This is a genomic window from Microbacterium sp. NPDC055455 (assembly GCF_053619935.1).
The window spans coordinates 389,694-415,970 of sequence record NZ_JBSHLB010000003.1 but is presented as its reverse complement, the minus strand read 5'-3'; the positions used below and the strand labels follow the sequence as shown (position 1 = coordinate 415,970).

Annotated in this window: 29 protein-coding genes; 16 read left to right on the top strand and 13 right to left on the bottom strand. The window is 70.3% G+C overall.

Annotated elements, in window-relative coordinates; all coding sequences use genetic code 11:
• Positions 1–39 precede the first annotated feature (39 nt).
• Positions 40–714, bottom strand: a complete 675-nt coding sequence (locus ACWGUG_RS11730) for a TetR/AcrR family transcriptional regulator (RefSeq protein ID WP_452324755.1) — start codon at positions 712–714, stop codon at positions 40–42.
• A gap of 117 nt (positions 715–831) precedes the next feature.
• On the opposite strand from ACWGUG_RS11730, the gene ACWGUG_RS11725 reads away from it, so the two are divergent.
• The 6 genes from ACWGUG_RS11725 (at position 832) to ACWGUG_RS11700 (ending at position 4,627) form a co-directional block, all read left to right on the top strand.
• The gene (locus ACWGUG_RS11725; RefSeq protein WP_452324754.1) at positions 832–1,770 is read left to right on the top strand and encodes an NAD(P)-dependent alcohol dehydrogenase; all 939 of its coding nucleotides are present in this window, start codon (positions 832–834) and stop codon (positions 1,768–1,770) included.
• A gap of 95 nt (positions 1,771–1,865) precedes the next feature.
• Positions 1,866–2,354, top strand: coding sequence for a DUF6326 family protein (locus ACWGUG_RS11720; protein ID WP_452324753.1), 489 nt, complete (start codon positions 1,866–1,868; stop codon positions 2,352–2,354).
• An 87-nt stretch (positions 2,355–2,441) separates the two neighbouring features.
• Complete coding sequence (locus ACWGUG_RS11715) at positions 2,442–2,858, top strand: DUF6153 family protein (protein WP_378885148.1); 417 nt, start codon at positions 2,442–2,444, stop codon at positions 2,856–2,858.
• A 91-nt stretch (positions 2,859–2,949) separates the two neighbouring features.
• Positions 2,950–3,537 (top strand): DUF305 domain-containing protein, encoded by a 588-nt coding sequence (locus ACWGUG_RS11710; protein WP_452324752.1) that lies wholly within the window; start codon positions 2,950–2,952, stop codon positions 3,535–3,537.
• Between the two features lie 198 nt (positions 3,538–3,735).
• Complete coding sequence (locus tag ACWGUG_RS11705) at positions 3,736–3,930, top strand: SHOCT domain-containing protein (protein WP_336394605.1); 195 nt, start codon at positions 3,736–3,738, stop codon at positions 3,928–3,930.
• Positions 3,931–4,054: 124 nt separating this feature from the next.
• Positions 4,055–4,627 carry a dihydrofolate reductase family protein gene (locus tag ACWGUG_RS11700; protein WP_452324751.1) on the top strand — a complete coding sequence of 191 codons (573 nt, stop codon included), beginning with the start codon at positions 4,055–4,057 and terminating at the stop codon, positions 4,625–4,627.
• Between the two features lie 54 nt (positions 4,628–4,681).
• On the opposite strand, the gene ACWGUG_RS11695 is transcribed toward ACWGUG_RS11700, so the two are convergent.
• On the bottom strand, positions 4,682–5,245 hold the full coding sequence (locus ACWGUG_RS11695) for a hypothetical protein (protein WP_452324750.1): 564 nt from the start codon (positions 5,243–5,245) through the stop codon (positions 4,682–4,684).
• 134 nt (positions 5,246–5,379) lie between these two features.
• Here ACWGUG_RS11695 and ACWGUG_RS11690 point away from each other — a divergent pair, with 134 nt between their 5' ends.
• The 3 genes from ACWGUG_RS11690 to ACWGUG_RS11680 all read left to right on the top strand — a co-directional run bounded on the left by ACWGUG_RS11690 (position 5,380) and on the right by ACWGUG_RS11680 (position 6,728).
• Positions 5,380–5,550: a hypothetical protein gene (locus ACWGUG_RS11690; RefSeq protein ID WP_336394624.1), complete on the top strand. Its 171-nt coding sequence runs from the start codon at positions 5,380–5,382 to the stop codon at positions 5,548–5,550.
• A gap of 196 nt (positions 5,551–5,746) precedes the next feature.
• Positions 5,747–6,178 (top strand): hypothetical protein, encoded by a 432-nt coding sequence (locus tag ACWGUG_RS11685; RefSeq protein ID WP_452324749.1) that lies wholly within the window; start codon positions 5,747–5,749, stop codon positions 6,176–6,178.
• Between the two features lie 52 nt (positions 6,179–6,230).
• A complete protein-coding gene (locus tag ACWGUG_RS11680; RefSeq protein WP_336394625.1) occupies positions 6,231–6,728 on the top strand; it encodes a flavodoxin family protein in 498 nt (165 codons plus the stop codon).
• A gap of 51 nt (positions 6,729–6,779) precedes the next feature.
• Here ACWGUG_RS11680 and dinB read toward each other — a convergent pair whose 3' ends face one another.
• Together dinB and ACWGUG_RS11670 are read right to left on the bottom strand one after the other, a co-directional pair.
• Complete coding sequence (gene dinB, locus ACWGUG_RS11675; protein WP_336394626.1) at positions 6,780–7,976, bottom strand: DNA polymerase IV; 1,197 nt, start codon at positions 7,974–7,976, stop codon at positions 6,780–6,782.
• 66 nt (positions 7,977–8,042) lie between these two features.
• Complete coding sequence (locus ACWGUG_RS11670) at positions 8,043–8,468, bottom strand: pyridoxamine 5'-phosphate oxidase family protein (RefSeq protein WP_336394627.1); 426 nt, start codon at positions 8,466–8,468, stop codon at positions 8,043–8,045.
• Positions 8,469–8,712: 244 nt separating this feature from the next.
• Between ACWGUG_RS11670 and ACWGUG_RS11665 the strand changes: the two genes are divergently transcribed.
• The 3 genes from ACWGUG_RS11665 to ACWGUG_RS11655 all read left to right on the top strand — a co-directional run bounded on the left by ACWGUG_RS11665 (position 8,713) and on the right by ACWGUG_RS11655 (position 11,373).
• A complete protein-coding gene (locus tag ACWGUG_RS11665; protein WP_336394628.1) occupies positions 8,713–9,678 on the top strand; it encodes a ThuA domain-containing protein in 966 nt (321 codons plus the stop codon).
• Between the two features lie 184 nt (positions 9,679–9,862).
• On the top strand, positions 9,863–10,603 hold the full coding sequence (locus tag ACWGUG_RS11660; RefSeq protein WP_452324748.1) for an IclR family transcriptional regulator: 741 nt from the start codon (positions 9,863–9,865) through the stop codon (positions 10,601–10,603).
• A gap of 2 nt (positions 10,604–10,605) precedes the next feature.
• Complete coding sequence (locus tag ACWGUG_RS11655; protein WP_452324747.1) at positions 10,606–11,373, top strand: IclR family transcriptional regulator; 768 nt, start codon at positions 10,606–10,608, stop codon at positions 11,371–11,373.
• 38 nt (positions 11,374–11,411) lie between these two features.
• On the opposite strand, the gene ACWGUG_RS11650 is transcribed toward ACWGUG_RS11655, so the two are convergent.
• Genes ACWGUG_RS11650 through ACWGUG_RS11635 form a run of 4 tightly spaced genes read right to left on the bottom strand, consistent with a single transcriptional unit; the run spans position 11,412 to position 15,158 of the window.
• Positions 11,412–12,086, bottom strand: a complete 675-nt coding sequence (locus ACWGUG_RS11650; protein ID WP_336394631.1) for a TetR/AcrR family transcriptional regulator — start codon at positions 12,084–12,086, stop codon at positions 11,412–11,414.
• On the bottom strand, positions 12,083–13,015 hold the full coding sequence (locus ACWGUG_RS11645) for a shikimate dehydrogenase (RefSeq protein WP_336394632.1): 933 nt from the start codon (positions 13,013–13,015) through the stop codon (positions 12,083–12,085). The genes ACWGUG_RS11650 and ACWGUG_RS11645 overlap by 4 nt, the downstream gene beginning before the upstream one ends.
• Entirely contained in the window at positions 13,012–13,314 is a 303-nt protein-coding gene (locus ACWGUG_RS11640; protein WP_336394633.1) for a Dabb family protein, read from the bottom strand. Before ACWGUG_RS11640 ends, ACWGUG_RS11645 begins: the two co-directional genes overlap by 4 nt.
• Positions 13,311–15,158 carry a bifunctional sugar phosphate isomerase/epimerase/4-hydroxyphenylpyruvate dioxygenase family protein gene (locus ACWGUG_RS11635; protein WP_452324746.1) on the bottom strand — a complete coding sequence of 616 codons (1,848 nt, stop codon included), beginning with the start codon at positions 15,156–15,158 and terminating at the stop codon, positions 13,311–13,313. The genes ACWGUG_RS11640 and ACWGUG_RS11635 overlap by 4 nt, the downstream gene beginning before the upstream one ends.
• Positions 15,159–15,290: 132 nt before the next feature.
• On the opposite strand from ACWGUG_RS11635, the gene ACWGUG_RS11630 reads away from it, so the two are divergent.
• On the top strand, positions 15,291–16,049 hold the full coding sequence (locus ACWGUG_RS11630; protein ID WP_336394635.1) for an IclR family transcriptional regulator: 759 nt from the start codon (positions 15,291–15,293) through the stop codon (positions 16,047–16,049).
• A gap of 5 nt (positions 16,050–16,054) precedes the next feature.
• Positions 16,055–16,816 (top strand): IclR family transcriptional regulator, encoded by a 762-nt coding sequence (locus ACWGUG_RS11625; RefSeq protein ID WP_452324745.1) that lies wholly within the window; start codon positions 16,055–16,057, stop codon positions 16,814–16,816.
• A gap of 62 nt (positions 16,817–16,878) precedes the next feature.
• On the opposite strand, the gene dctP is transcribed toward ACWGUG_RS11625, so the two are convergent.
• Positions 16,879–17,937, bottom strand: coding sequence for a TRAP transporter substrate-binding protein DctP (gene dctP, locus ACWGUG_RS11620; protein ID WP_336394637.1), 1,059 nt, complete (start codon positions 17,935–17,937; stop codon positions 16,879–16,881).
• Positions 17,938–18,252: 315 nt separating this feature from the next.
• On the opposite strand from dctP, the gene ACWGUG_RS11615 reads away from it, so the two are divergent.
• Positions 18,253–19,335, top strand: coding sequence for a Gfo/Idh/MocA family protein (locus ACWGUG_RS11615; RefSeq protein WP_336394638.1), 1,083 nt, complete (start codon positions 18,253–18,255; stop codon positions 19,333–19,335).
• A 29-nt stretch (positions 19,336–19,364) separates the two neighbouring features.
• Positions 19,365–20,726: an FAD-dependent oxidoreductase gene (locus ACWGUG_RS11610; RefSeq protein WP_452324744.1), complete on the top strand. Its 1,362-nt coding sequence runs from the start codon at positions 19,365–19,367 to the stop codon at positions 20,724–20,726.
• 9 nt (positions 20,727–20,735) lie between these two features.
• Here ACWGUG_RS11610 and ACWGUG_RS11605 read toward each other — a convergent pair whose 3' ends face one another.
• From ACWGUG_RS11605 to ACWGUG_RS11590, 4 genes are all read right to left on the bottom strand, one after another.
• Complete coding sequence (locus ACWGUG_RS11605; RefSeq protein ID WP_452324743.1) at positions 20,736–21,191, bottom strand: type II 3-dehydroquinate dehydratase; 456 nt, start codon at positions 21,189–21,191, stop codon at positions 20,736–20,738.
• 82 nt (positions 21,192–21,273) lie between these two features.
• Positions 21,274–22,554 carry a TRAP transporter large permease gene (locus ACWGUG_RS11600; RefSeq protein ID WP_336394641.1) on the bottom strand — a complete coding sequence of 427 codons (1,281 nt, stop codon included), beginning with the start codon at positions 22,552–22,554 and terminating at the stop codon, positions 21,274–21,276.
• 4 nt (positions 22,555–22,558) lie between these two features.
• A complete protein-coding gene (locus ACWGUG_RS11595) occupies positions 22,559–23,212 on the bottom strand; it encodes a TRAP transporter small permease (RefSeq protein ID WP_452324742.1) in 654 nt (217 codons plus the stop codon).
• Positions 23,213–23,419: 207 nt separating this feature from the next.
• Entirely contained in the window at positions 23,420–26,113 is a 2,694-nt protein-coding gene (locus tag ACWGUG_RS11590) for an outer membrane protein assembly factor BamB family protein (RefSeq protein WP_452324741.1), read from the bottom strand.
• Between the last annotated feature and the right edge of the window lie 164 nt (positions 26,114–26,277).

The following is a 26,277-nucleotide window of genomic DNA, read 5'->3' as shown; positions in this document are numbered from 1 at the left end:
GTCATCGGGCGACGACCCGAGAACGTTCCGGGGGCGTCGCTACGCGGGGGCTCTCAGGGGCTCGAGGGCGGCGAGGACGAGGTCGAGGCCGAAGGTGAACTGCTCCGTCGGGTCGAAGCCGGCAGCGGCAAGCGCCGCGGCGGACTCGTTGAGGTAGGGGAACTCGTCGGGAGGAAGCTGGGGGAGGTAGACGTCCTCGGCCATGTCCGCGAGCTCATCGGCGGTGTCGAACGGCAGGCTGGAGGCCTGCAGTGCGAAGCCGTAGACATAGCTGTCGAGCAGCCAGTTGGCATGCGTGGCCATCAAGACGGAGAAGCCGGCCTTGCGCAAGCAGGCGATGACCGCTTCGTGGTGCCGGAGGTTCGCGGGCCCCGGCGACGTCCGCGACTCCATCAGGCCGATCGCCCACGGGTGGCGTGCGAGAGCCTGGCGGGCGGATACCGCCCGCCGTCTCATCGCCGATTGCCAGTCCGTCTCTTCGGACGGGAGCTCGATCTCCTCGAAGACGACGTCGGTCATGGCATCCAGCAGCTCATCCTTGTTCGCCACGTAGTGGTAGAGCGACATCGCGCCCGCCTCGAGCGCGTCGGCGAGCCGGCGCATGCTCAGCCCGTCGACTCCCTCGCGGTCGGCGAGCCGGATCGCCTCGAGCACCACCCTGTGCTTGCTCAGACCCGCGGCTGAAGCGGCCTGGCGTCGTCCTCTCGCAGGCATGGGTCTCCTCGGTCGCTCGAACGGCTTGACAATCGTACAGCGTACGCCTATCGTACAGCGTACTAGTACGGTGTACGAGACAGCGAGGGTCGCTGTTCGACCGTGAAGGAGGCATCCGTGCACGTCGAGCAGCGATCGAGGGCGGCGACGATGCGGGCCGCCGTCCAGCACCGCTACGGCCCGCCGTCCGTGCTCGAGGTGCGCGAGGTCGGGATCCCGTCGCCGGGTCGAGGCGATGTCCTCGTCCGGGTGCGCGCGGCCTCGGTGCATCCCGGCGACTACTTCGTCATGACCGGCGAGCCGTACGTGGTGCGCCTCGTGTTCGGGCTCCGCCGCCCGCGCCACGGCATCCCCGGCAGGGACCTCGCCGGCGCGGTGGAGGCGGTCGGGGCGGGCGTCACCGCTCTCCGTCCCGGCGACGAGGTGTTCGGCTGGAGCACCACGGGAACGCTCGCCGAGTATGCCTGCGTCCCGGCGGACCACCTCGTGTCGGTGCCCGCCAACGTGTCGGTCGTGGACGCGGCAGCGGTGCCCACGTCGGCACTGACGGCGTTGCAGGCGCTGCGCAGGATCGCGGACATCCGACCGGGCCAGAAGGTGCTGGTCACCGGCGCGTCGGGTGGTGTGGGCTCCTTCGCCGTCCAGATCGCCAAGGCTCTCGGCGCCGAGGTGACGGGGGTGTGCAGCGCCGGCAACGTCGAATTGGTCCGCTCACTCGGGGCCGACCACGTCGTCGACTACACGACGACCGACTTCACCTGCGGCGAGAAGCGCTACGACGTCATCCTCGACAACGTGGAAGCCCAGCCGCTGGCGGCTGTCCGCCGAGCGCTGACGTCGACCGGGGTCCTCATTCCCAACAGCGGGCGCGGTGGCCGGTGGCTCGGCCCCCTCCTCCGGATCGTCAGAGCGCGCCTGCTCTCGCTGTTCACCCGTCAGCGACTGAGGCCTTTCACGTCGGTCGAGAAGCGTGAGGACCTGCTCGCCCTGGCTGACCTGATCGCGACCGGGCAGGCGTCCGGCCACACCCGAGGGAAGGTCGTCGTCACCGTCTGACGACCGAGCCGACCCGAACGACCGACCTGTGCGTCTGCACGCTCCCACCTGCCGCCAGTCCGGCGGACGGACCGCCCCTCTCGAAAGAAGGAACGATGACCATCCGAATGACAACCGCGAACCTGCTCGACGCCCCGCCGGTCCCCGTGCGAGCCAAGCTCGCCGCCGCGTGGACCAGCTTCATGTTCCTGTACGTCTACGTCGACATCCTCAACTTCTACAAACCCGGCGTCGTCGACGGCATCCTGAACGGCCTCGTCTGGAGGTTCGAGGTCAGCTCGGCATTGCTGACCGTCATGCTTGCGTCCGTGGCCATCCCGGCCGTGATGGTGATGCTCTCCATGACGCTGCCCGCCCGGGTGAGCCGCCCCGTGAACCTCGTCGCGGCATCGCTCTACATCCCCTATTCGGTGTTCAACGCTGCAGGGGCCACCTGGGAGTGGACCTTCTTCTACGGCCTCTCCATCGGAATCGAGGTGCTGCTGCTGGCCTTCATCCTGCGCTCCGCCTGGACCTGGCCTCGGATTTCCGCCGTACCGGCCGGTCCTGCGACGACCGACCTCCGACAGGGAGTTCGCCCGTAGGTATCCGTCTTCGTCGCGGTCCTGCCAGGCGGCTTGAGCGCCGAGGGATGCGGACGATTACCCTCGAGTTGAGGAGGTGGGATCTCGATGATCGCTCTCGCGCAGCATCTTCGTCGCAGTCCGTCCGGGCTCGGCCGTTCTGTGCTGCTGCTCATCGCCCTCACTGCCGCCCTCATCGCCGGGCTGCTGGCGATGCACACCCTGCATGCGCCCACCGCCCACGCCGAGCCTGCCGCGGTTGTGTCGGTGCTGGAATCCGGCGCGGGCCACGGCCACGACATGCCACAGACCGATACCGGCTGCGCGGACTGCGGCGGGCACGACGCCATGCTCGCAATGGCGTGCGTGCTCGCCCTGCTCGTCGTGTCGCTCCTCTTCGTCTTGCCTCGCGCGGGCCTCAGCTGGACTGCCGGGCTCGGTCGGGCCGGGCCCCGCCTTTTCGTCGGCCGGACTGCGCGGTGCCGGCCACCGTCTCTTCTCGTTCTCTGCATCAGTCGTACGTGACGGCAACTCGCCGGCCTTCGTGGAGGTCAGCAAGCTTCCGCGCTCGATCAGACGATCCTGCGCGCCACACAGACGACTGAGGAGAAACCAAGTGAAGAACCGTGCCGCGGCGACCGCCGCGATCACCCTGGCAGCCCTGCTCGCCCTCGCCGGGTGCACCGGCACCGCCGGGAACGGCGGGATGGACAACATGCCCGGAATGGGCCCATCGGCATCCCCTGCCGCCGACGTGAACAACGCCGACATGCAGTTCACGATGATGATGATCCCGCACCACGAACAGGCCGTCGAGATGGCCGACATGATCCTCGCGAAAGACGGCATCGACGAGCGCGTCATCACCCTGGCCGAGCAGATCAAGGCCGCCCAGGGCCCCGAGATCGAGCTGATGGAGTCGTGGGTCGATGACTGGGGCACCCCTATGGGGGACATGGACGGAATGGACCACGGGGGGATGATGTCGGGCGCCGACATGCAGGCCCTCGAGGACGCCACCGGAGTGGAGGCATCCCGCCTCTTCCTGGAGCAGATGATCGTCCACCACGAGGGCGCCATCGACATGGCGCAGGCCGAGGTCGACAACGGTGAGAACGCCGATGTGATCGCCCTCGCAGAGGACATCATCGCCTCGCAGACCGCCGAGATCACCACGATGGAGGACATTCTGACGACACTGTGATCGTCAGGGGCCGGCTGCGCCCGGTAGCCGGCCCCTGACGACAGATCCCACCAGCGCGGGACGTTCGACCCAACGGGATAGTGCCGTCCCGGCGCACCATGAAGGCGAGGACCGACCACCTGGTCGGGCATGAGGGGCAGTCGGCTCATGATGTACGGAAATGGCTTCGGGTGGGGCTGGATGTGGTTCGGCGGCGTCATGCTGCTGCTCATCTTGGCGGCACTCATCATCTTGATCATCCGTGCCGGGACGTCGGGCTCCTCCCCGCGCCGGGAGCAGTGGACGCCGTCGGCGAACACGGCCCGTCAGATCGCAGAAGAACGCCTTGCGCGTGGCGAGATCACCCCGGACGAGTTCCGGCAGATCTCACGTGCGCTGGATGAACGGACCTGACATCGCCCGTCCGATCCGGCTACGGTGACAGCGTGAAATCTCCGACGCGAGTCCTCGCTGTCTTCGGTGCCGCTGGGTCGGTGGCCGTCCGCTGCGGGTGTTCCACCACATGCGGGGGAACACGATGAGGCCGCTTCGATATGCGATCAACGTCACGCTCGACGGCTGCTGCCACCACGAGGCCGGACTCGCCCCCGACGAGGAGTCGATGCGCTACTGGACGGCGGAGATCGAAGGAGCCGACGCCCTCCTCTTCGGCCGGGTGACGTACGAGATGATGCGGTCCGCGTGGCGGCGGCCGGCGACGGGCACCTGGCCTGACTGGATGAGGGAATGGGAGACCCCGTTCGCCGAGGCCATCGACCCGGCGAAGAAGTACGTCGTGTCGAGCACGTTGCGAGACGTCGACTGGAACGCCGAACTCCTGCAAGGCGACCTGGGACAGGCCGTTCACCGGCTGAAGCAGGAGCCGGGCGAAGGCCTGTTCGTGGGCGGTGTCACGCTTCCGCTCGCATTGGCCGACCTGGGGCTGATCGACGAGTACCTGTTCGTGGTGCAGCCCATCGTCGCCGGACACGGGCCGACGCTGCTCGCCGGCCTTCGCGAGCGCCTCCAGCTCGAGCTCGTGGATCGCCGCGATTTCCGGTCCGGCGCGGTCGCCCAGCGGTACCGGCATCTGGGAGCTGTCGCACGCTGAGGACGGCGCTCTTCTCACGCTGTCCAACGGTGAAGCGCAAGCCCCATCGATGCGTCACTCCTGCCGTGAAGCAGGTTCGTGACGTCCCCCCTCGCTGCCCCAGCCCGCGAGCTGGGTGCCGTCGTCGACGGCGACAGCATCCGCCGACAGGCCTGCGGGAGTGCCCGTACTCTGCGTGGTCCGGAACGCGATCGACTCCGCGAGGGTCTCGACAGCCGCTGCCCGGTCGTGCTCGCTCGATGCGGCTTCCTGCAGCAGCATCGCGGCTGCTTCCTGCTTCTGGTGGAGCATCGTGCTGATCCCAGCGAGCATGTCCGCGATGACGCCGGCGAGCCCATCGCGCAGCTCTTCGAGGTTCGTGTTCTCGATCACCAGGCGACGGTCGGCGACGGTCAGTTCCACCGTCGGATACCCGGCGTTCGCGAGATGGTCGCGCGTCCCGGTCCCCAGGATCTCTCTCACTTCGTCCTTCTCGGGTCGGCGAGTGAATACCGCCTCGACCGTGTAACGGTCCGGGGCGTCGTCTGTCATCAGCTCGGCAGGCAACGAACCCACCAGCACCGATCCCAGGCCCAGCGTCGCGGCATCCGCACCGCTCGTTCGTGTCTGTGTGTCCATAACCGGACGTTACGCCCCCAACATGTACGCCTCACAGGTTCGGCCGCACGGCCGAGCCGTTCGAAGAGGGACTCGTGCCCCCCGCAGCGAGAAGGGGCCTATCCGTGCCTGGGTGGGGTCGCTGGCATGAGGAAATGCTGACGGCGATCATCATCCTCCTGGTCGTGTGGGCGGTCCTCGCGGTCGTGGGATTCGCTCTCGAAGGGCTTCTCTGGCTCGGCATCATCGGCGCCATCCTCTTCGTGGGAACGCTGATCTTCGGCTTCGTGCGCCGAGCGGCCGGCCGCCGCGGCAAGGGCGCCTGACGCCGGCTCGAGATACCGGTGTCGTCGACCGTCGCCGGGCAGAGCGGTTCGACCTTCCGCAGGGCTCGTCGGCCGACGCGGGACCAAAGGCCCGGATGCGCGCCGCTGGCCTGTCGAGACTGGTGTCAGGCACGCCGGCGAGCGAAGGCTCAGGGGTGACGCTGGTGCCGTACGGCAGGTGATGCAGGAGGCGACGATGACCGCGAGAGCCCGGACGATCACGTCGATCGCACTCGCAGTGGTCGCGGCGGTGATCATGGTGTTCGGCCTGATCGATCCGTTGGAGGGTGGCCTTGCCCTGCTGGCCGCCACCGCCCTGCTGGTCGTCGCGCGGCTGGTCTCACGGGTGCCCCTTCCGAAGCTGACCTGGATCCCGCTGCTCACCGCGATCGTGCTCGGCGTGACGACGCTCGCGCTCGCCATCTTCGCCTCGCGACCCGAGGCCGTGGACGGCAGAGTGGCGAACCCGCTGGGCGGCGGGGTCCTCGTACTCCTGTGGGGCTATCGGCTCGCAGTCCTCGTCGCGATCGCCGGCATGGTGGTGTATCTCGTCCGCCTCATCCGCGCGGTCCGCTCGCCGCTCCATGCGCAGACGGCGCCGGCTGAGCGTCCGGGCGATCGGCCCTGAAGAGAACCATTCATCCCATGAGGCGGCCGCACCACGCGGGCGCGAAGGAGGCATGATGCATGCAGTAGTGGTGTTCGAGACGCTCTGGGGCAACACGGAGCAGCTCGCCCGCGAGATCGCCGCCGGCCTCGGGCTCGAATCCACGGACGTGGTCGACGCCGTCTCGGCCCCGGCGGTGCTCGAGGGCGACGTCGACCTCCTCGTCGTGGGCGGCCCGACGCACGCGTTCTCGATGTCGACGGAGAAGACGAGGGAGTCGGCGCAGCAGCAGGGGGCGGAGAACATCCCGCCCCGAGGCATCCGTGAATGGATCGCATCGCTGGCCTCGCCCGGTCGCGACATCCCGGTCGCGACGTTCGACACCCGCGTCACCAGCCCGCGCCTGCCGGGATCGGCCGCGAAGAAGGCGATGAAGCGCCTCGTCGCACTCGGCTTCCGGCCCGCGGCCAAACCGCAGACGTTCGGCGTGCACGGCTACTCGGGCCCGGTCGCCGACGGCGAGCTCGAGCGGGCCCGCCGGTGGGGCGAGGAGCTCGCGGCCGCGTTGTGACGGGAGGTCCGCGAAACGGTCGTCGTTACGCGGAGCGCGACCCTCGACGCGTCACTCGTGCTCGGGCAGGAGCGGTGTCGACCACCCGGGATCACGCCCCAGCTGGGTCGCTCGCGAGACCGAGCCCGCGCCGAAGCGGGTGCGTACCGCATCCAGTGCGACGTCGAGACGAGCGCCGTCGTCCCAGTCGATCGGCAGTTCCGGGGGGATGCTGTCGGCCCGGCCGAGCTGAGAGAGCGAGACGCCGATCAGGGTGATGCCGCGCTCGTCGATCTCGGGCTGCGACCCGGCGAGCAGCGCTCGAGCCACGGCGAGGAGCACCGCGGTGCGGTCGGTGGGGGAGCGGACGGTGTGGGAGCGGGTGGCCTTCGCGAAGTCGCCGTACCGGAGGCGCAGCACCACCGTGCGGCAGACCCGGTCGCCGTCGCGGAGACGGCGGGCGAGCCGGTCGACGATCTGACTGAGGATCACGTCGAGCTCCTCGGCCGTGCGCGGGCGGCTCCCGAGCGCGCGCTGGGAGCCGATGGACCCGCGACGCCGCGTGGTGTCGACGGGTCGTGGATCGCGCAGTCTCGCCAGCGCGTGCAGATGCGAACCCGCCGCCCTCCCGAGCAGCCGCTCGGCGGTCGACGACTCCAGATCCGCCAGCTCTCCGACGGTGTGGATGCCCAGGCCGTGCAGCTTAGCAGCCGTCGCGGCCCCGACCCCCCAGAGCCGCTCGACCGGGAGGGGGAGGAGGAACGCCTGCTCCTGCTCGGGCTCGACGACCAGCAGGCCGTCGGGCTTGCTGACGGCGCTGGCCACTTTGGCGAGGAACTTGGTCCTCGCCACGCCGACGGAGATCGCGAGCCCCACCTCGGCGCGCACCCGCTGGCGCAGTCGCACGGCGATCTGCTCGGGGGTGCCGGCCAGCCGGCGCAGCCCGCCCACTTCGAGGAACGCCTCGTCGATGGACAGGCCCTCCACGAGGGGGGTCGTATCGCGGAAGATCGCGAAGACCGCCTTGCTCGCGGCGGAGTAGGCGTCCATCCGCGGCGGGACCACCACCGCATCCGGGCAGAGGTCGCGGGCCTGGCGGCCGCCCATCGCGGTGCGCACGCCCCGCGCCTTGGCCTCATAGCTCGCGGCGAGCACCACCCCGCCGCCGACGATGACCGGTCGGCCGCGGAGGGCGGGCGCGTCGCGCTGCTCGACCGACGCGTAGAAGGCGTCGAGATCGGCGTGCAGCACGGTCGCCTCGCCCCTCATGCCGCCTCCCGCCGCTCACCCCGTCGTGCGAATCGTCGCACCGACCGCGGACACCGGGTGCGCGGTTCAGGTGGTGTGGTCGTCCGCCGACGCCCGGTAGCGGTCGGGCTCGGGAGTCCGCCGGAACCACCGCCCGCTGATCTGCGTCGGAGTGATGCGCACCCAGCGGTACTTGAGGGTCGGGATCCACGGCCGCAGCGGCAGCGCGTCGGCGTCATCGATGTCGCGCTGACGGTCGAGGCGCTCCGCCACGCCTTTGACGATCACGCTCGCTGCGAACGTGTCGTCGTACTCGTCCACCTCGAAGGCGACGCGAGGGCTCACTGCGAGGGTCGCCAGCTTCGAGCCCGGCGCGGTCCGGAAGAGGATCCGCGACCCGTCCACGACGTAGTTCACGGGGAAGATGTCGGGCTCGCCGTCGGCGTCCAAAGCCAGACGACCGAGCTCGCGTCGCGCGAGCAGGTTCCAGCACCGCTCCTCGCTGAGTGTCACGACCGCATCGTTCGTGTCCTGCATGACGCCATCACCGCCGATACTCGTCCGCCCGTTTCGCTTCCTTTGTACTCGCTCCGCGCGGAGATGTCGCTAGCGGATGCCGCGTCGATCCTCGCGCGCGGCTTACTGGGTGGAACGGGCTTTGCCCGCCGCGACGGGCCCCGCCTAGATTCGCACCAGCCCCGGGCGGACGGCGTCTCGCGCACCCGAGGAATCTGCAGCAACGATCAAAGGAGATCACATGAAATCGCTCATACGCTCCGGAGTCGCTCTCGTCGCCGCGGCTGCGCTCGGCGCGGGCATGGTCGTCGGATCGGCCGCCCTGAGCAGCAAGGACAACGGGAACGGGCTCGGCGGCCAGCCCGCGACCGCGAGCCAGATCTACCTCGACGAGATCAAGGACTACGGCGTGTGCCGCGGCGTCGACCCGGAGTGCTACAACGAGTGGGGCAACGGCTGGAAGGAGGGTGAGCAGAAGCGCATCCTGATCTGGAGCCGCACCGCCGGACCTCGTCACGCGCACCTCGGAACCGCGCTCGGCCCGGGGATGAACCCGCCGCTCAACGCCAACAACGTCGCGCAGTCGGCGCTGAAGGCGTGGGCGGAGGAGCGCGGGATCGCCGTGGACTACACCGAGGATCTGGCCAGCTTCACCCGCCTGAACAATTACCAGGCCGTCGTCTTCCTGAGCTCGAACCGCGACACGCTCGATGACACGGCGCAGACCAACCTGATGCAGTACCTCCGCGGCGGCGGCGGCTTCGTCGGGATCCACAACGCCTTCGGCGCCGAGTACCACTGGGAGCACTACGAGGGCCTCCTCGGCGGTGCGAACTTCTACAACCACGGCCCGAACCGCGAAGGGACGGTCGAGACCGTCAACAACCGGGACGTCTCGACGTCGTTCATGCCCGAGACGTGGGGGTTCAAGGACGAGTGGTACAACCTGACGCCGTACCCGAGCTTCGTCAACGTCCTCCTCGAGGTGGACCAGGCCACGAGCGAGGCCACGGTGGCCGGCCACGGTGAGCACCACCCGGTGAGCTGGTGCCAGTACTACGACGGCGGCCGCTCGTGGCTGACCACGCTGGGACACGACGTCGCCGCCTGGACGGATGCGCCGCTCACGGGCGACGACTTCTTCCAGCAGCACGTGGTGGAGGGCCTGGAGAGCGTCATGGGGATCAAGCCGTTCTGCACGGCCTGACACCCGCGGAGCCCCTCGAAGAGTGATTCCACAAGGGGCCCGAACCCGCCGGCCGCGGCGGGTTCGGGCCCCTCCGCCGTGCACCGACGGTTCTGCGCGGGCGCTGTTCCACTGGGCGGGACCATCGCGGGGTGAGGGGCCGGTTTGCTTGCCGGGCCTTCGGAACTGGACGGATACTGCCCACATGCGATCCGCCCACAGAGACGAGCCGGTCTCCGTGCTCGACCGGATCCTCGCCATCCTCGAGACCGTCCGGGAGTCCAACGGCTCGACCACCATCACCCAGCTCGCCGTCGCCACCGGCATTCCCAAGTCCACCGTCTCGCGCCTCGTCGCCGATCTCGTGCGCCAGCGGTACCTCACCCGCGGAGAGGACGGCGTGGTCATCGGGCTCCGGCTCTTCGAGCTCGGGGCGCGCGCCAGCACCCCGCGCCGGCTGAGCCTGGCCGCCCTTCCCGTGCTCGCCGAGCTGTCCCATGCCACAGGTGAGCACCTCAACGTCGCCGTTCGGGAGGGATGCCAGATGCTCTCTGTGATCTCCGTCCGCGGCCGGCTGCGGCCGGTGCCGTCCCGGGCGGGGGTTCGGGTGCCGTCGGCGACGACGGCCCTCGGCAAGGCGGTGCTCGCGTTCACGCCCGACGGCGCCGTCATCGACGCGGTGATGGCGGGCTCCGACCGGTACGAGCGCGGCAGGCTCGAGCAGGAGCTGGCGGCGGTCCGCTCGGACGGAATCGCCGTGGACCGCTGCGAGACCTTCCCGGGCGTGGTGGGCGTGGCCAGCCCCATCCTCTCGCCCGAGCGTCTGCCGGTCGCCGCGCTCTCCGTCGCGGGTCCGGTGAGCGACATGGATCCGAAGCGGATCGCGCCGCTCGTGCGCCACGCGGCGCTCGCGCTCACCCACAGGCTGGCGTCGCAGGTGGCCTGAGCATGGCAGCGGATGCCTCCACCGACGCGCTCGGCGTGCTCGACCGGATGACGGCCATCCTGGACGCCTTCGACGAGGATGACCGTGGCCTGGGGCTGTCGGAGCTGGCGACGCGCGCGGGCCTGCCGAAGTCGACGGTGTCGCGCCTCGTCGCGACGCTCGTGCGACAGCGGTACCTCGAGCGGGATGGGCGGCGGATCCACCTGGGGCTGCGGCTGTTCGAGCTCGGCCAGCTCGCGGAGGAGCCCCGCGAGCTGCGGATCGCCGCCCTGCCGGTGATGGCAGGGCTGCGCAATGCGACGGGGGAGAACGTCCTCCTGGCGATCCGCGACGGCGGGCAGATGGTGTGCCTCGCCGCGATGCGCGGGCGTGCCGGAACCCCGCTCGCGATCCGGACCGGCGGACGGTTCCCGGTGGCCGCTACGGCCCTCGGCAAGGCGGTGCTCGCACACGCCGAGCCGGAAGACGTCGATGCCGCCCTCGGGCCGGCGCCGACGGCATCCGTCTCCGCCACCGTCATGGATCCCACGCAGATCCGGCGCCAGCTCGCCTCGATCCGCGAAGGGCGGCCGGCCGTCGAGCTGGAGGAGTCCACGGCGGGCGTCTGGGCGGTGGCGAGCCCGGTCTTCGCACCGGACGGGGCGGTGGCGGCGGCCATCGGCGTGTCGGGCGCGGCAGACGCCTTCGATCTCGACCGGGCGGCGGAGGCGGTGGACGCCGCAGCCCTGTCCCTGTCGCGCCGCATCGCGCAGGCCGCTCGCGGGGGGTGAGCGGTCCGGCCTCGTCCGCGCGCGGCGATCCGCGTGGCTCAGGGCTGCGGGCGGGCGGCTCCGCGATCGGTCATCGTCGCGACCACCAGATCGCCGATGAGGCGCCGGTGGGAGTCCTGCAGGGACGGATCGAGCATGTCGCGCCCGAAGATGGCGGCGAAGGTGTGACGGTTGGCGACGTGGAAGCAGGCATAGGCGCTGATGATCATGTGCACGTCCACCGCGTCCACGTCATCGCGGAAGGAGCCGTCCTGAACGCCCCGCTCGATGACCTCCTGCAACAGGGTGATGGCAGTGGCGTTCTCGCGGAGGATCGTCTGGGACTGGCGGACGTGCTCCGCCCGGTGGATGTTCTCGATGCTCACCAGCTGGATGAACGCCTCGTGCGTCGTGTGGTGGTGATACGTGGCCTCGGCGACCGTGCGCAGGGCGTCGGCGGGGGAGAGCTTCTCGATGTTGATGCCGCGCTCGACCCGCCGGATCTGGGCGTACACGCGCTCGAGGACGGCGAGGTACAGCCCCTCCTTCGAGCCGAAGTAGTAGTAGATCATGCGCTTGGTCGTGCGGGTCCGCGCCGCGATCTCGTCGACGCGGGCGCCCGCGTATCCGTTCGCCGCGAACTCGGCGGTGGCCACCTCGAGGATGTCGTCCTGCGTCCTGGCGGCGCGCTCGGTCGTCCCGCCGTCGCGCAGCTCGCTCGCCTCGTCGCTCATCGCGGGCTCCCTCCAGCGCTGGAGTCCTCCTCAGCGCTGATGAGCGCACGGAAGTGTCGCTCCATCCGTTCCCGATCGGGCGCCACGCCCGTGATGATTCGGAGACTAGCGCACGCCTGACCCACGGCCATCCGTCCGCCGTCGAGCACGGCATGGCCGCGCTCGCGCGCTCGCCGGATGAGCTCGGTCTCGAGCGGCCGGTACACGACGTCCGACACCCAGGCGCCCGGCTGCAGCAGCCCGACGTCGAAGGCGACGCCCGGGTGGTGGAGCATGCCGAGCGGGGTCGCGTGGACGACACCGTCGGCCTGCGCGATGATCCCGGGGAGGTCGTCCGGCATGGCGGTGGCGACGGTCTGCGAGGGGAAGTGGGCGCGCATGCGCGCGGCGAGGTCGTCGGCGCGGGCGGGGTCGGCATCGAAGAGGTCGAGTCTCGACGTGCCGTGGGAGAGCAGCGCGTAGGCGGTCGCCGCGCCGGCGCCGCCGCAGCCGATCTGCACAACGCGGTCGAACGCCACGCCGGGGAGACCGGCGTCCAGGCCCTCCCGGAAGCCCATCCAGTCCGTGTTGTAGCCGACGAGGCCGCCCTCGTCGAAAACGACGAGATTCACCGCCTGCAGGTGCGCGGCATCCGCGTCGAGTTCGTCGACGAGGTCGACGACGAGCTGCTTGCAGGGATGGGTGATGTTCATGGCGGTGAACCCGGCCGACCGCGCCTCGGCGAGGAGGTCGCCGACGTCGGTGGCCGGCCGTCCCAGGGCGATGAGGTCGAGGATGCGGTACTCGTAGTCCAGTCCGAGCGCGGCCGCCTCCGCCTCGTGCATCGGGGGAGTGAGGGATGCCGCGATCCCCTCGCCGATCAGGCCGACGAGGTAGCGCCCCCGAGGCGGGTGGGGCGACGATCCGGGGCGAGGTGTCTGATCGGTCACGTCGCGTCGGGGATCTCGAAGTCGACCGTGGCGAGCGAGGCCTTGACCGGCGCGGAGATGCGCAGCACTTCCTCGTGGGCGGGATGACGTGTGTACGCAGCGAGCCCGTCCAGGTCGTCGAAGTCCGCGACGATCGCGAGCTCGTGCGACGCCGGACCCGCGAGCACGTCTTCGCCGACGCTCATGCTGCGCAGCTCGGGGATCTGCGCGGGCAGCGCCCGCAGGAGCGACATCCAGTGGCGGCGCTCCTCCGCGGTGAACGCGGAGACGAACCGGAACACGGCGACGTGCCGGATCATCGGGCGGCCTCCTCTCGGGCCGCGCGCCGATGCTGATACTGGGCGGCGAGGCGGACCGGGGCGTTGAGCGCGCCGTACCCGGCGTACCCCTCGCGCCGTTCGACGACTTCGAGGAACACCGTGCCGACCGGCTGCGTGTAGAAGTGCAGGAACTCACCGGAGTCGTCCCGGTCGTACATCACGTTCAGCTCCCGGAGGTCGGCGAGCAGCCCGGGGTCGATCAGGTAGCGCGCCTCGATGTCGTCGTAGTAGTTCGCGGGGATGTCCAGCGGCGCGAACCCGCGGTCGCGCGCGGCCCGCGCCAGCGCGAGCACATCGCTGCTCGCGAAGGCGATGTGCTGGGGCAGGATCGCGTCGTCGCGGGCGCCCGACGGCACGAGGTTGAGGGCGATCCGCACGATGCCGTCGGCGCTGCGCAGCACCTGACTGCGCACGAGCCCCACCGGTGCGGCGACCTCGACGGATGCCTCGGCGTGCAGGTCCAGCACCGAGAGGAAGAAGAGCACGGCCGCATCGAAGTGCTGCCACGGCTGGGCGAGGTTGATGTGGTCCACCCGTTCGATGAGTCCCGCATCGGGGTCCGAGGGGCGCCCGAACTCGCCGACCCAGCGAGGTTCGCCGCCGCCGTCCGCGCCGAAGAACACCTCCGACCCGTCCGGGGTGCGCACCCCCACGAGCGGCTCCTCGCCTGCACCCTCCGGTCGCGGCACGTCGGGCGCGAACAGGTCCTCGGCGCGACGCACGGCCGTGGCGGGGTCGCTCACCGAGAAGCCGATGCCGGCGACGGTCGGCTGCCGGTGATCGGTGTCGGGCGCTCCGAGCACGACCCGCGCGGCACCCTGCGACCACAGCTCGACGGCCTTGCTGCGGTGCGCGCCGTGCGAGCGGAAGCCCAGCTGCCCGAGCAGGCGCCGCAGCTCGGGCAGCTCGGTCGTCCTGAGCTCGACGTAGTTGACGTCGGCGGGGGACGCGACGCCCGGCAGCCGGCTCGTCCGCATGCGGGCGGCGCCGCCGCCCGCGCCCGAGCCCAGCGCCGCCGCCGCCTCGTGCTCGAGCCAGCGCAGCGAGCGGCGCCCGTCGATCGCCGTGGCGAGGGCGTCGGTCTGGCGGAACGTGTCGTTGAAGATCTCGAGCGAGACCGGGCCGTCGTAGCCGGTGCGGATGAGGTGCGCCATGAAGGCGCCGAGATCGAAGCCGCCCTCGCCGGGGAAGACGCGGTGGTGCCGGCTCCAGGAGAGCACGTCCATCGTGAGAAGCGGCGCGTCAGCCATCTGCACGAAGAAGATCTTCTCGGCGGGGATGGTCTCGATGGCCTCGGGGCTGTGCCCCTTCGACAGGATGTGGAAGCTGTCCAGGCAGAGCCCGATGGCGGGATGGTCGGCGATGCGCACGATGCGCGCCGCGGTCTCGTAGCTGTCGACGAACCGGCCCCAGGCGAGCGCCTCGTACGCGACCCGGACGCCGAAGCCCTGCGCCAGATCGCCGAGCTGCCGCAGCTGCGCCGCCGCCAGCTGCTCGTCGCCGCTGCGAGCGGTCGCGACGTTGCTGCACAGCAGGATCGTGTCGATCCCCAGGCGGTTCATGAGGCCGAACTTCGCGGCGGCGCGGCGCAGGTTGCGCTCGAGGAGCTCGGGACCCACACCTTCGAAATCGCGGAACGGCTGATACAGGTCGAGGGTCAATCCGAGCTCGTCCGCCCGCGCCCGGATCTCCTCCGGGGACCGCGGGGAGGCGACCAGGTCGGGCTCGAAGATCTCCACTCCGTCGAAGCCCGCGGCCTGCGCTGCGACGAGCTTCTCATCGAGGGTGCCACTCAGGCAGACCGTGGCGATCGAGGTGCGCATGGCGCCTTTCTGGAGCACCGACGCTGGTGCCCGCGTGATTCTCGGAACAGCATTGCATGGATGTGTACTAACTAGTACGTTCGAAGCGAAGCGCGATCGACGACGATTCAAGCCGCTGGGAGGGGATGCTCGATGGAGAGTCTCGCCGAATGGAACACGAGTCCGGCTCGCCACGACGCACCGGTGTCCGTGCTCGACCGCATGATCAGCATCCTCGACGCGGTGAAGGACTCGGGCGGGTCGCTCTCGGTCACCGACCTCGCCGCCCTGACCCGCCTGCCGAAGTCGACCGTCTCCCGGCTCGTGGCCGAGCTGGCCGGCCAGCGCTATCTCGAGCGCACCGATGAGGGAGTGACCCTCGGGCTGCGGCTGTTCGAGCTCGGCGCCCGTGCGAGCGTTCCTCGCCGGCTCCTCGGCGCCGCGGCGCCCGTCATCCGTCAACTGCGGGAGGTCACCGGCGAACGCGTCGGCCTCTGGGTGCAGCAAGGCACCGACATGGTCTCGATCGCGACGGTCGCCGGCCGGGTCCCCATGCTCCCGACACGCGCGGGCATGCGCACCCCGGCGCTGACGACCGCCAGCGGCAAGGCCTACCTCGCGTTCTGCGGCGACCAGGGGATCGTCGATCGCGTGAGCGCGCCGCTCGCCCGTGCCGACGCCGACCACTTCCGCGACGAGCTCTCGCATGTGCGCCACTCCGTCGTCGCGCTGGACATGGGCGAGTCCTATCCCGGCATCCTCGCCGTCGCGAGCCCGGTGCTCTCGAACGACCGTGCCGTGCTCGGCGCGATCTCGATCGCGGGCCCGAGCGGTGCCATGGACCCCGAGCGCGTGGCCCCGCTGGTGCGCGCGGCCGGAACGAACGTGAGCCGCCGGCTCACGGCCGCCTGAGCTCCATGCGCACCGCAGGATGGACCGACTCGGTCACCGTGCTGGACCGTGTGACCGCGGTCTTCGACGCGTTCGGAGAGCACGACGAGGGGCTGGGGGTGTCGGAGCTGGCCCGCCGCGCGAACCTCCCGAAGTCGACGGTGTCGCGCATCGCGGGCGATCTCGTGGCGCAGCGCTTCCTCGACCGCGAGGGCGACAAGCTCTACCTCGGCGTCCGGCTGTTCGAGCTGGCGCAGACCGTCGAGAAGCCGCGCCGCCTGCGGCACCTCGCGCACCCGGTGATGACCGAGCTGCGCGATGTCACCGGTCGCACGGCGAGCCTCGCCGTGCTGGAGGGCGCCGATGTCGTGATCCTCGCGATCGTTCGCGCGGAGGGCGGCTGCGCGCCGCCGGCGAGCATCGGCGGACGCCTGCCCGCTCACGCGACCGCTCTCGGCAAGGTCCTGCTGGCGTTCTCGCGCCGGGAGGGGGTGGCGCGACTCAAGGACGGGCTGCCGCAGCGCACGCCCCGCACGATCTCCGACCCCGCGGTCCTGGCGCGTGAACTCACCGACGTCCGGCGGCTCGGCGTCGCCACCGACACGGAGGAGTGCTCAAAGGACCGCGTGTGCGTGGCATCCGCGATCCTGGGCCACGGCGGCGAGCCGGTCGCGGCGATCTCGGTGACCGCCCCCGCATCGGAGGCGGCGCCCGACCGCCTCGCGCCGGCCGTGCGCGCGGCCGCGCTCACGCTGAGCCGCCGGCTGGACACGACGCCTGACGCCTGACCCGCCGGCGACGACGAACGGGGTGGGCGCCGGCGCCCACCCCGTTCGTCGTCTGCGTCAGATCAGCCCGCGGTCTCGCGGATCGCCTGGTAGGCCTCGAGGTTCTCACCGGTGAAGTAGCCGTTGAAGAACTCCTCCGCCTGGCTGATGAAGGCGTCCATGTCGACGTCCTCCGTCTCGACCACGGTGAAGTTGTCGTCACCGCGGTACTCGTCGAGGATCTCCTCGGTCGCCTCGTCCACGCAGTCGCGGTTCTCGGGGCGGATCTCGCGGATCGTCTCCTCGAGGAGCGCGGTCTGCTCGTCGCTCATCTTCTCGTAGGTCTTGTCGCTGACGAGGATCCAGTGGATGCCGACGTTGTGGTTGTTCAAGATCGCGGTGTTGAGCACCTCGTCGTAGCTCGACGAGCGGGTCGCCACGATCGGGTTCTCCTGTCCGACGGCGATGCCCTGCTGCAGGGCGGTGTAGACCTCCTCGACCGCCACCGACACCGGGCTCGTCACGCCGAGCGCCTCGGCGTTGGCGAGGAAGATCGGCGAGTTGGGGAACCGGATGGGGACGCCGGCCAGGTCGTCGGGGCTGGTGACCTCGACGTCCTTGGTGGTGAAGGTGCGGTTGCCGAAGAACCAGCCGTCCACGATGTTGACGCCGGTCGCCTCGTGGAAGCCCGTGAACAGGTCCTCCGAGTTCTCGTCGATCCATTGGAACGCGTGGTCGACGTCGTCGAAGGCGTACGCCGCGTCGACCACCCCGATGGGCTCGTAGGTGGCGCTGAGCGCGGACGCGCCCTGCAGATCGATGTCGATGTCGCCGGCCTGCACCTGCGGGAAGCGGTCGGCGTCCGGGCCGAGCTGGCTGGCGGGGTAGAGGTCGACGGTGAAGCCCATGTCTGCCTCCTCCAGTCGCTCCTTGAGCAGCTCGACACCGCAGAAGTAGTTCGGCGTCTGCTCGTTCTGGCTCGTGGCGACGGTGAGCGTGACCGGGCTGTTCTCGGATGTGGCTCCGTCGCCGGTCTCGTCGGGCGCGGCCTCGCCGCCGGCGCAGCCGGTGACGACGAGGGCGGTGGCTGCGAGCACCGACGCGGCGAATCGGCGTCGGCGCGTCGAGCGGGCTGTGCTCATGGGACTCTCCTCTGTTCTGTGCACGTCCTCGTGCAAGGTCTGACGTGACATTCGATGGCCGGAGCGGGACTTCGGGATCGACGCCTTCGCACGGGAGTTCGTCGTCGACCACGATGTCACGTTTCGGCCCGGTGGCAGTGCCGACTCTGACCGACTTCGAACCGTTGGCAAAGCGATGTCCCGTCGAGTGGAACAGGCGGATGCGGCGCTGTCCGCTGCGCTCCTCACCGCTGAATGGAACGCGCCGCGAGCGCCGGTCGCCGGTGTCGTACGCTCGGTCCGCACCCGCCGACGGTCAGCATGCAGGGAGGCCCGGTGACCGAATCCGATCCCGCGATCATCCGGCTCGGCGTGGTCGGCGCCGGCTTCATGGGACGCCAGCACATCGACTTCATCCGGGCGGCGCCCGGGATGGCGCTCACGGCGGTCGCCGATCCGGTGCTGCCGCCGGACGCCTTCGGGTGCGCGGTGCACGAGTCGACCGAGCGGATGCTGGATGCCGGCCAGGTCGACGCGGTGATCATCGCCAACCCGAACGCGCTGCACGTCGACACCGCCCTCGAGTGCCTCGAGGCGGGCGTCGCGGTGCTGCTGGAGAAGCCCGCCGCGGTGGACTACGCCCAGTCGCTGCGGCTGGTCGAGGCCGTCGAGCGCAGGCGCGGCCGACTCCTCGTCGGGCACCACCGGCGCCACCACCCCGCCGTGGCACGGGCCCGCGCGGCGATACGCGACGGCGAGCTCGGCCAGGTCGTCGCGGTCAGCGGACTGTGGTCGGCTCGCAAGGAGGACGCGTACTTCACCGACATGCCGTGGCACAGCCGGCCGGGCGCCGGTGTGCTCCTCATCAACGTGGTGCACGACCTCGACCTGCTGCGGCATCTCTGCGGCGAGGTGGTCGAGATCCAGGCGATGCAGAGCTCGCACGCGCGCGGTCTCGAGGTCGAGGACACGGTGTCGCTGAGCCTCCGGTTCGAGAACGGCGTCGTGGGCAGCTTCCTCGCCTCCGACGCGGGCGTCTCGCCGTGGGGATGGGACCAGGCCACAGAGGAGACCGCGGCGTTCCCCTTCCTGCCCGACGGCGTCGCCTACCGCTTCGTCGGCACCCGGGCCGCGCTCTCCGTGCCGAACCTCGCGCGGTACGCGTACGACGCGTCCGTCGAGCCGGACTGGCACTCGCCGCTGTCGCGCACCTACCTGCCCGTCGTGCCGCGCGGATCGTTCCAGCGTCAGCTCGAGCACTTCGCCGACGTCGTCCGCGGCGAGGCGGAGCCCCTCGTCTCGGCCGAGGACGCGTCGCGCACGCTCGCGCTCGTCGAGGCCGCAGCGCTGGCCGCGCGCACGCGGCGCACCGTCGACGTCGCGCGGTTCCGCACTGACGTGGAAGCGGGACGGGAATGACCCGGGCGGGCGCGGGGAAGGGAGCAGTCATGACGCAGCGGGGCGGCGGGCAGTTCGACGCGATCGTCGTCGGCGGTGGGCTCGCGGGAGTGGCGGCGGCGCAGCGCCTCGCCGCGAGCGGCCGGCGCGTCGCCCTCGTCGAGAAGCGCTCCCACCTCGGCGGCAGCACAGCGCTCAGCGGCGGGTGGTTCGCGCTGTCGGGCACGGCGCTCCAGCGACGCGCGGCGGTGGCCGACTCCGACGATCTCTTCCTCTCCGACATGCGCGACACCGGCGGCGGGTTCGCGGACGAGTCGCTGCTGCGCGCGCTCGTCGCCGGCCAGGCGCACGCCGTCGAGGCGATCGACCGCGCCGGCGCGTGGACGGACGAGCTCAAGGTCAGCGCGGGCATGTCCGTCGCGCGGGCGCACCTGGTGCGCGTCCGGGACCTGGCGGCGCATCTCGAGGCCGAAGCCGCCGCCGCCGGAGCGGTGATCCTTCCCGGCCGCGCCGCCGAACGCCTCATCGTGGAGGGTTCCCGGGTCGTCGGCATCGAGTCGGCCGGCGAGGTGCTCCCGGCCCCCGCGGGCGTCGTTCTCGCGAGCGGGGGCTTCTCGCGCAGCCGCGAGCTGCTGGACCTCTTCGTCCCCGCCCAGGCCGCCGCCATGCCGTACGGCGGCGTCGGCAACACCGGCGACGGGCTGCGCATGGCATGGCTGCTGGGGGCCGGCCTCGCCGACATCGGCCATGTCTCGGGCACCTATGGACAGCACGCCGAGGCGACTGACGACGAGCATGAGCTCCTCACCGCCAACTACCTCGGCGCCATCCTCGTGAACGCGCTCGGGGAGCGCTTCGCCGACGAGTCCGAGTCGTACAAGGTGCTCGGCGCCGCGGTGCTGAGCCAGCCCGGCCGCACCGCCTTCCAGATCTTCGACGCCGTCGTGCGGGCGCGCTCGCGGCCCGGCGTGCCTCTGTCCGACATGGAGCGCCTCGAGGAGCTGGGACACCTCGTGAGCGCCCCGACGATCCCGGACCTGGCGGCCGGGCTCGGCATCCCGCCGCGCAGCCTGGAGCGCACCGTCTCGGAATACAACCGTGCGGTGTCGGCGTCCGGTGGCGACCCCTTCGGCCGCACGGGCCTGGTCAACGGCGTGGGGGCCCTCACCCCGCTCGGTTCGCCGCCGTTCTACGCGTACGCCGCCGTGACGGCCATGACCTCGACCTTCGGCGGGCTGCGCGTCGCGCCCGATGCCGGCGTGCTGCGCGTGGACGGCACCCGCATCGACGGCCTCTACGCCGCCGGCGAGGTCGCCGGCGGATTCCACGGCGCGTCGTATATGACCGGCACGGCGCTCACCAAGGCGCTCGTCTTCGGCGTCACCGCCGCCGACTCGATCGCGGCCGCCTGATCGAGGCGCTCAGCCGTCGTCGCCGGCGCGGGCGGTGAGCCGGCCGGCGGCCCGGATGGCCAGCTCGTACCCGTAGACGCCCGCTCCGGCGATGACGACCCGGGCCACGGTCGAGATCAGGGAGTGCTGGTGGACGGCGTCGCGGGCGTGGATGTTCGTGATGTGCACCTCGATGACCGGCGTCGTCAGCATGTGGAGCGCATCCAGCAGCGGCACCGAGTTGAAGCTGAAACCTGCCGGGTTGATCACGACGACCGCCTGCTGACGGAACGCCTCGTGCACCCACTCGACGAGTTGGTGCTCGGCGTTGGTCTGCGCGAAGAGCAGCTCGAAGCCGAGCTCGGCGGCGACACGTTCGCAGTCGGCCCGCACATCCTCGAGCGTGGCGGTCCCGTACAGCTCCGGCTCCCGCATGCCGAGCATGTTGAGGTTGGAGCCGTTGAGCACGAAGAGCCTGTTCGTCATGCTGCTTCCTCTCTGCGGCGGCATCCTGCCCGAAGGGTCCCACGGATCGGCTTCGTGAGACCCGCCGGCCAGGATCACCGAGCTACATCAGGCCGAGCAGTGTCGGCAGGAACGTGACGATCACCGGGAACACCGTCAGCAGCAGCAGCACGGCTCCCAGCGGGATCAGGAACGGCAGGATGCCCCGGAACAGCTCGCCCATCGGCCTTCGGGTGATGGAGCCGACGACGAACAGCACTGCGCCGACCGGTGGTGTCAGCGATCCGATCATCAGGTTGAGGATCATGATGACGCCGAGCTGCACCGGGTCGATCCCGAACTGCCCGATGATCGGCATGAGGATCGGCACGAGCACGAGGATCACCGGCGGCGCCTCGAGCGGGATGCCGAGCAGGATGAGCAGGACGTTGAGCATCAGCAGGAACAGCAGCGGGTTGTCGGTGAGCCCGGTGAGCCATTCACCCAGCGCCCGCGAAACCTGCTCACGTGCGAGCACCTGTCCCATGAGGTTCGACGCGCCGAGGATCAGCAGGATGCCGCCCGAGATGACGACCGTCTCCTTCGCGGCCCTCCAGAACACCTGCAGGGTGAGCGTGCGGTAGATCAAACCCAGCAGGAGCATGTAGACCGCCGCGATGCCCGCGCTCTCGGTGGGGGTGAACCATCCGCTGAAGATGCCGCCGAGGATGATGACCGGAAGCAGCGCGGGACCGATCACCCGCACGGAGGCCTTCGCCAGCATCGAGCCGTCGAAAGGCCGGGCCACGGCCACCTTCGGGTGGCGCTTGACCCAGATGAAGATGTACAGCGCGAGGCCGAGCGCCATGAGCATGGCGGGGATGATGGAGCCCGCGAACAGCGCGCCGGTCGAGATCGACGCCGTCGCGGCGAAGAGCACGGCGGGGATGCTCGGCGGCATGACGGTGCTCATGAGCGATCCCGAGGCCGTCAGGCCCGCGGAGAACCCGTAGGGGTATCCGGCCTTGAGCATCTGCGGGATCTGCACCTTGCTCGTGGAGGCGGCGTCGGCCAGGGCGGAGCCGCTGATCCATGAGAACCCGATCGCGGTGCCGAGGTTGACGTAGGCGAGGTTGCCGGGCAGCCGCGGCAGCAGGGCGCGGGCGAGGTCGTACAGCCGCGTCGCGATGCCGAGGTGGTTGGCGATGGTGCCGACGAAGATGAAGAGCGGGACGGCTAGCAGGGGGAAGCTGTTGATGCCGTTCACGACCGAGGTGATCGCATATCCCGCCGACAGGCCGTGGCTGTAGAAGTACAGCATGCTCGCCGCGATCATCGAGAACGCGACGGGCACCCGCAGCAGCAGGAGGACGACGAACAGCAGGATGTAGAGCCAGAGATCCAATTCGTCAGCCTTCCATCTCGCCGATGTCGAGCTTGCGCTCGGGGCGGTTCGCGTACGGGATCTTGAACGCGGAGTGGATCGCCGCCGAGACGAAGCCGACGAGCGCGAAGACGTACAGCACGCCGATCGGCACGTGCATCGCGGCGCTGAGCCGGCCCCATTCGACGTCGATCTTCACCCACGCTTCGTAGGCGAGGACGAGGCACGTGGCCACCATGATCACCGCGGAGATCACGCGCAGCGCGACGAAGAGCTTCGTGCCGGCGAGCAGCTCGTCGAAGATCTCGAGCACGATGTGGCCGTTGCGTCCCACGAGGTAGCCGGTCGTGATGAAGGTCAGCGCGATCATCGACAGCAGCGCGACCTCACCGGCACCGACCCAGCTGATCGAGGGGAAGTAGCGGCCGAGCACCTGGTACATCACGCCGAAGACGATGAGAGCGAACAGGACGACGCCGATCGTGATCTCGATCGTCGACAGGATCCGGATGAACATCGGGTCCGCCGGCACGCCCTGGTTGAGCTTGGGGCTGGTGTAGTACGTGTTGGTGTGGGGGTAGATCGAGTCCCCGACCCCCGGCTCCGCCGGGCGGGGGGCGGACCGGTCGGGGTCGGGTGCCGGGCCCCGGTCGGGCTCCTCCCCGGGCTTGTCTGTCATGGCGTCACCGCCACGGTCTGCTGGTGCATTGCCAACCTCTCTGTCGATGCGGGGCGAAGCGGGGTCGAACGTGCACCGCCCCTGCGACTCTGGCCGCCGCGCGCCTGCCTGCAAAGACGAGTTTCGCCGAATGGGACACGGGCCGCACACGCCGGTCCGCCCCCGTCGCGGGCGACGGGGGCGGGCCGGTGCGAGGTGCGGAGCGGACTACTTGACGACGGTCACCGCGGCCGTCGAGGTCAGCTGCTCCTGAACCCCCTGGGGGTTCAGGGCGTTGACCCTCACGGTGAGGCTCGCCTCCCCGGTCGGCACGTTGTTGTCGACCTCAGTCGCGTCGAACTGGAGGATGATCCGGTTCTTGTTGGCCGTCACCTTCGAGGCGTCCACCGGCGTGGACGAGAGCGGCGTCACGAGCACCGCGCCACTGTCATAGGTGTACCCGGCGGGCAGGTCGAACTGCGCCGTGACCTTGCCGTTCACACCGGTGAACAGCCCGGTGCCCGACCCCAGCTGCAGCGTGCCCGGAGTGAAGGTGAGGGCGCCCGGCTGGTCCTGCGGAGCCAGGTAGACCTCGATCTTGCCTGTCGGCCGCGGGTCGGTGCAGTCGTTGAAGAAGTACTCGCCGGCACGCGTGAACGTGTGCTGGTACGTCTCTCCCGGCTGCAGCTTGACGTTGAACTCGCCCTCGAAGAACTGCGTGGCGCAGTGCGGCTTCAGGTTGGGGAAGTTCGGGAACGTCTCGGCCCCCGGGTTGCGGAACGTCACCGTCGTGCCGACCGGCACCCGCAGGTTGGTCGGCTGCATGCCGGCCTGCGCCACGCTGTCGCGTGCCGCGGCCGTGTCGGCGGTTCGGCTGGACCGCGCGAGCAGCACGGTGTTGTTCACCGTGGCGCCCTCCACGGCCGCGCCGCTCACCGGGCGACGGATCGACAGCGGTGCGGTCATCGGCCCCTCCTGGCTGCCCGACTCGGTGGTGTAGCGACCGCCGAGCTTGAACGACCACAGCGAGTCGCCCTGGGTGACCGAGTTGCCGTACGGGTTCGTCGACCCGGCCGCGAAGACCGCGACGTACTGCTCGCCGTCGACCTCGTAGGTGACGGGCGCCGCCGCGATGCCGGAGCCGGTCTGGAACTCCCAGAGCACCTCGCCCGACCCGGCGTCCATGGCCAGCACGCGTCCGTCGATCTGGCCGACGAAGAGCAGATCGGATGCCGTGGTCATCGGTCCCTGGCCGTGCGACATGTCCGTGCCGAGGTGGTTCTGCCACGCGACCTCGCCGGTGGACGCGTCGTAGGCGAGGATGCCGCCGGTCTGGTACTGGCCGATCGCGCGCTGGCCGTTGGCCGCTGCGCCGTTCCAGTGCGCCACCGGGTTGGTGCCGTACGGGAAGTACACGAGGTTCGTGCTGTGGCTGTACGAGTTGTTCGACCAGTCGCCGCCGCCGTTCTGACTCGTCGTCGACAGGATCGGCACGTCCCACTGCGGGTCGTACATGCAGCCCTCGCGGTGACCGACGTGGCCCTCCGGGTACGTCAGGTACGGCTCGTCGACCGCGACGTAGCTGTCGGGGTTGAAGACGAGGTTGCCCTCGGCGTCCGGCTGGTAGCCGTTGTAGTTCGGCACCGCACGCCACGGGTCGCCCGGGATGTTGTCGGGGTCGAGCTTCTGCCACACGAGGCACTCGGGCAGCAGGCGGTGCTCCGGGAACGGCTGCGTCTCGGAGTGCAGCTGCCGCGAGTCGGTGATCATCTCCTTCTCGGTGACGGGGAGCGCCGGCTGGCCGTTCGTGCGGTCGAGCACGAACTGGTGACCCGACTTGCTGCCGTAGAACACGACCTTGCGCTCCGCGCCGTCGATCTCGATGTCGGCGAGGGTCGGCGGATGCACGTTGTCCATGTCCCACACGTCGTGGTGGATCGACTGGTAGTGCCACTTGTAGGCGCCGGTCGAGGCATCCACCGCCACCATGGTGGTCGAGAACAGGTTGTCGCCGGGGCGGAGCGACCCGTTCTGCGAGGACGTGCAGCTGCGGGCGTTGCCGAACGTCATGTAGTAGAAGTTCAGCTCGGGGTCGACGGCGCCGTGGATCCACGACGTCGCGCCGCCTTCCTCGGCGCAGTCCGTGCCGTCGGGAAGGACCGGGCCCCACGTCTCGGAGGCGTCGAAGGTGACGCCGTCCACGCCGGTGAACTGCTCGCCGCGCTTGGGGCCGCCGAAGAAGTGCCACAGGTACGAGCCGTCGCTCGAGTCCAGCGCCACGACCGCACCCCGGTCGCCGTCGGCGGCGTGGGCGTAGACGATTCCGTCGTAGTACACGGTCGCGACCTTGCCGACGCGCCCGAGGTCCTCGCCGTTCGCGCCGGTGGGCTGCACAGCCCAGACTTCGGCGCCGGTCTCCTGGTCCAGGGCCACGACGCGATTGCCGCCCGCGAGCGTGAAGATCAGGCCGTCGCCGGCCGACACGCCGCGGCGGGTGCCCGACAGCCCGTAGACGGTGTTCTCCCACTTCCAGACGGGATCGCCCGTCACGCCGTCGACCGCGATGACGCCGCCGCTCGGGGTGTCGAGGTAGAGGACGCCGTCCACGACGATGGGGGTCGTCTGCTGGCCCGTGTCGTCGCTCGCGGGCGCGACCGCCGACACGTGCGTGCGCCACGCCGGCGCCAGATCCTTCAGGTTCTGCTTCGTGATCTGCGTCAGGCCGGAGTAGTGCTGATTGCCGAGGTTCCCTCCCACCGTCGGCATGTCGGCGCCGGTCGGGTCGACGCCGGTCAGTCCCGCAGGGGGGACCGGCTCGGCGGGCCTCACCAGTCCGTAGGCGGGTGAGGCGGCGACGGCGAGCGCCAGCGCCAGCGCCCCGATCCCCGCAGCTCCCAACCTCGTGGTCAGTCGTTTGCGCATCCCTTGCTCCTTGATCGTCTTCGATCCGGCCCCGGGCGGGCTCGCGCCCGCCCGGAGCCATCGTGGGGAATGCCGTCCGGACTCCCGATCCGAGGGATCGGTCGAACGGTCGGCGCTCGGACGCTAACCCCGGGCACACGGCGGGACAACCCTGCGGCCCATCG

Bases quoted from the DNA above. Each gene is read 5' to 3' on its own strand.
- ACWGUG_RS11730 (WP_452324755.1), bottom strand. From the start codon at position 714: ATGCCTGCGAGAGGACGACGCCAGGCCGCTTCAGCCGCGGGTCTGAGC.
- ACWGUG_RS11720 (WP_452324753.1), top strand. From the start codon at position 1,866: ATGACCATCCGAATGACAACCGCGAACCTGCTCGACGCCCCGCCGGTC.
- ACWGUG_RS11715 (WP_378885148.1), top strand. From the start codon at position 2,442: ATGATCGCTCTCGCGCAGCATCTTCGTCGCAGTCCGTCCGGGCTCGGC.
- ACWGUG_RS11705 (WP_336394605.1), top strand. From the start codon at position 3,736: ATGCTGCTGCTCATCTTGGCGGCACTCATCATCTTGATCATCCGTGCC.
- ACWGUG_RS11700 (WP_452324751.1), top strand. From the start codon at position 4,055: ATGAGGCCGCTTCGATATGCGATCAACGTCACGCTCGACGGCTGCTGC.
- ACWGUG_RS11695 (WP_452324750.1), bottom strand. From the start codon at position 5,245: ATGGACACACAGACACGAACGAGCGGTGCGGATGCCGCGACGCTGGGC.
- ACWGUG_RS11690 (WP_336394624.1), top strand. From the start codon at position 5,380: ATGCTGACGGCGATCATCATCCTCCTGGTCGTGTGGGCGGTCCTCGCG.
- ACWGUG_RS11685 (WP_452324749.1), top strand. From the start codon at position 5,747: ATGACCGCGAGAGCCCGGACGATCACGTCGATCGCACTCGCAGTGGTC.
- ACWGUG_RS11680 (WP_336394625.1), top strand. From the start codon at position 6,231: ATGATGCATGCAGTAGTGGTGTTCGAGACGCTCTGGGGCAACACGGAG.
- dinB (WP_336394626.1), bottom strand. From the start codon at position 7,976: ATGAGGGGCGAGGCGACCGTGCTGCACGCCGATCTCGACGCCTTCTAC.
- ACWGUG_RS11665 (WP_336394628.1), top strand. From the start codon at position 8,713: ATGAAATCGCTCATACGCTCCGGAGTCGCTCTCGTCGCCGCGGCTGCG.
- ACWGUG_RS11660 (WP_452324748.1), top strand. From the start codon at position 9,863: ATGCGATCCGCCCACAGAGACGAGCCGGTCTCCGTGCTCGACCGGATC.
- ACWGUG_RS11655 (WP_452324747.1), top strand. From the start codon at position 10,606: ATGGCAGCGGATGCCTCCACCGACGCGCTCGGCGTGCTCGACCGGATG.
- ACWGUG_RS11650 (WP_336394631.1), bottom strand. From the start codon at position 12,086: ATGAGCGACGAGGCGAGCGAGCTGCGCGACGGCGGGACGACCGAGCGC.
- ACWGUG_RS11640 (WP_336394633.1), bottom strand. From the start codon at position 13,314: ATGATCCGGCACGTCGCCGTGTTCCGGTTCGTCTCCGCGTTCACCGCG.
- ACWGUG_RS11635 (WP_452324746.1), bottom strand. From the start codon at position 15,158: ATGCGCACCTCGATCGCCACGGTCTGCCTGAGTGGCACCCTCGATGAG.
- ACWGUG_RS11630 (WP_336394635.1), top strand. From the start codon at position 15,291: ATGGAGAGTCTCGCCGAATGGAACACGAGTCCGGCTCGCCACGACGCA.
- ACWGUG_RS11625 (WP_452324745.1), top strand. From the start codon at position 16,055: ATGCGCACCGCAGGATGGACCGACTCGGTCACCGTGCTGGACCGTGTG.
- dctP (WP_336394637.1), bottom strand. From the start codon at position 17,937: ATGAGCACAGCCCGCTCGACGCGCCGACGCCGATTCGCCGCGTCGGTG.
- ACWGUG_RS11610 (WP_452324744.1), top strand. From the start codon at position 19,365: ATGACGCAGCGGGGCGGCGGGCAGTTCGACGCGATCGTCGTCGGCGGT.
- ACWGUG_RS11605 (WP_452324743.1), bottom strand. From the start codon at position 21,191: ATGACGAACAGGCTCTTCGTGCTCAACGGCTCCAACCTCAACATGCTC.
- ACWGUG_RS11595 (WP_452324742.1), bottom strand. From the start codon at position 23,212: ATGACAGACAAGCCCGGGGAGGAGCCCGACCGGGGCCCGGCACCCGAC.
- ACWGUG_RS11590 (WP_452324741.1), bottom strand. From the start codon at position 26,113: ATGCGCAAACGACTGACCACGAGGTTGGGAGCTGCGGGGATCGGGGCG.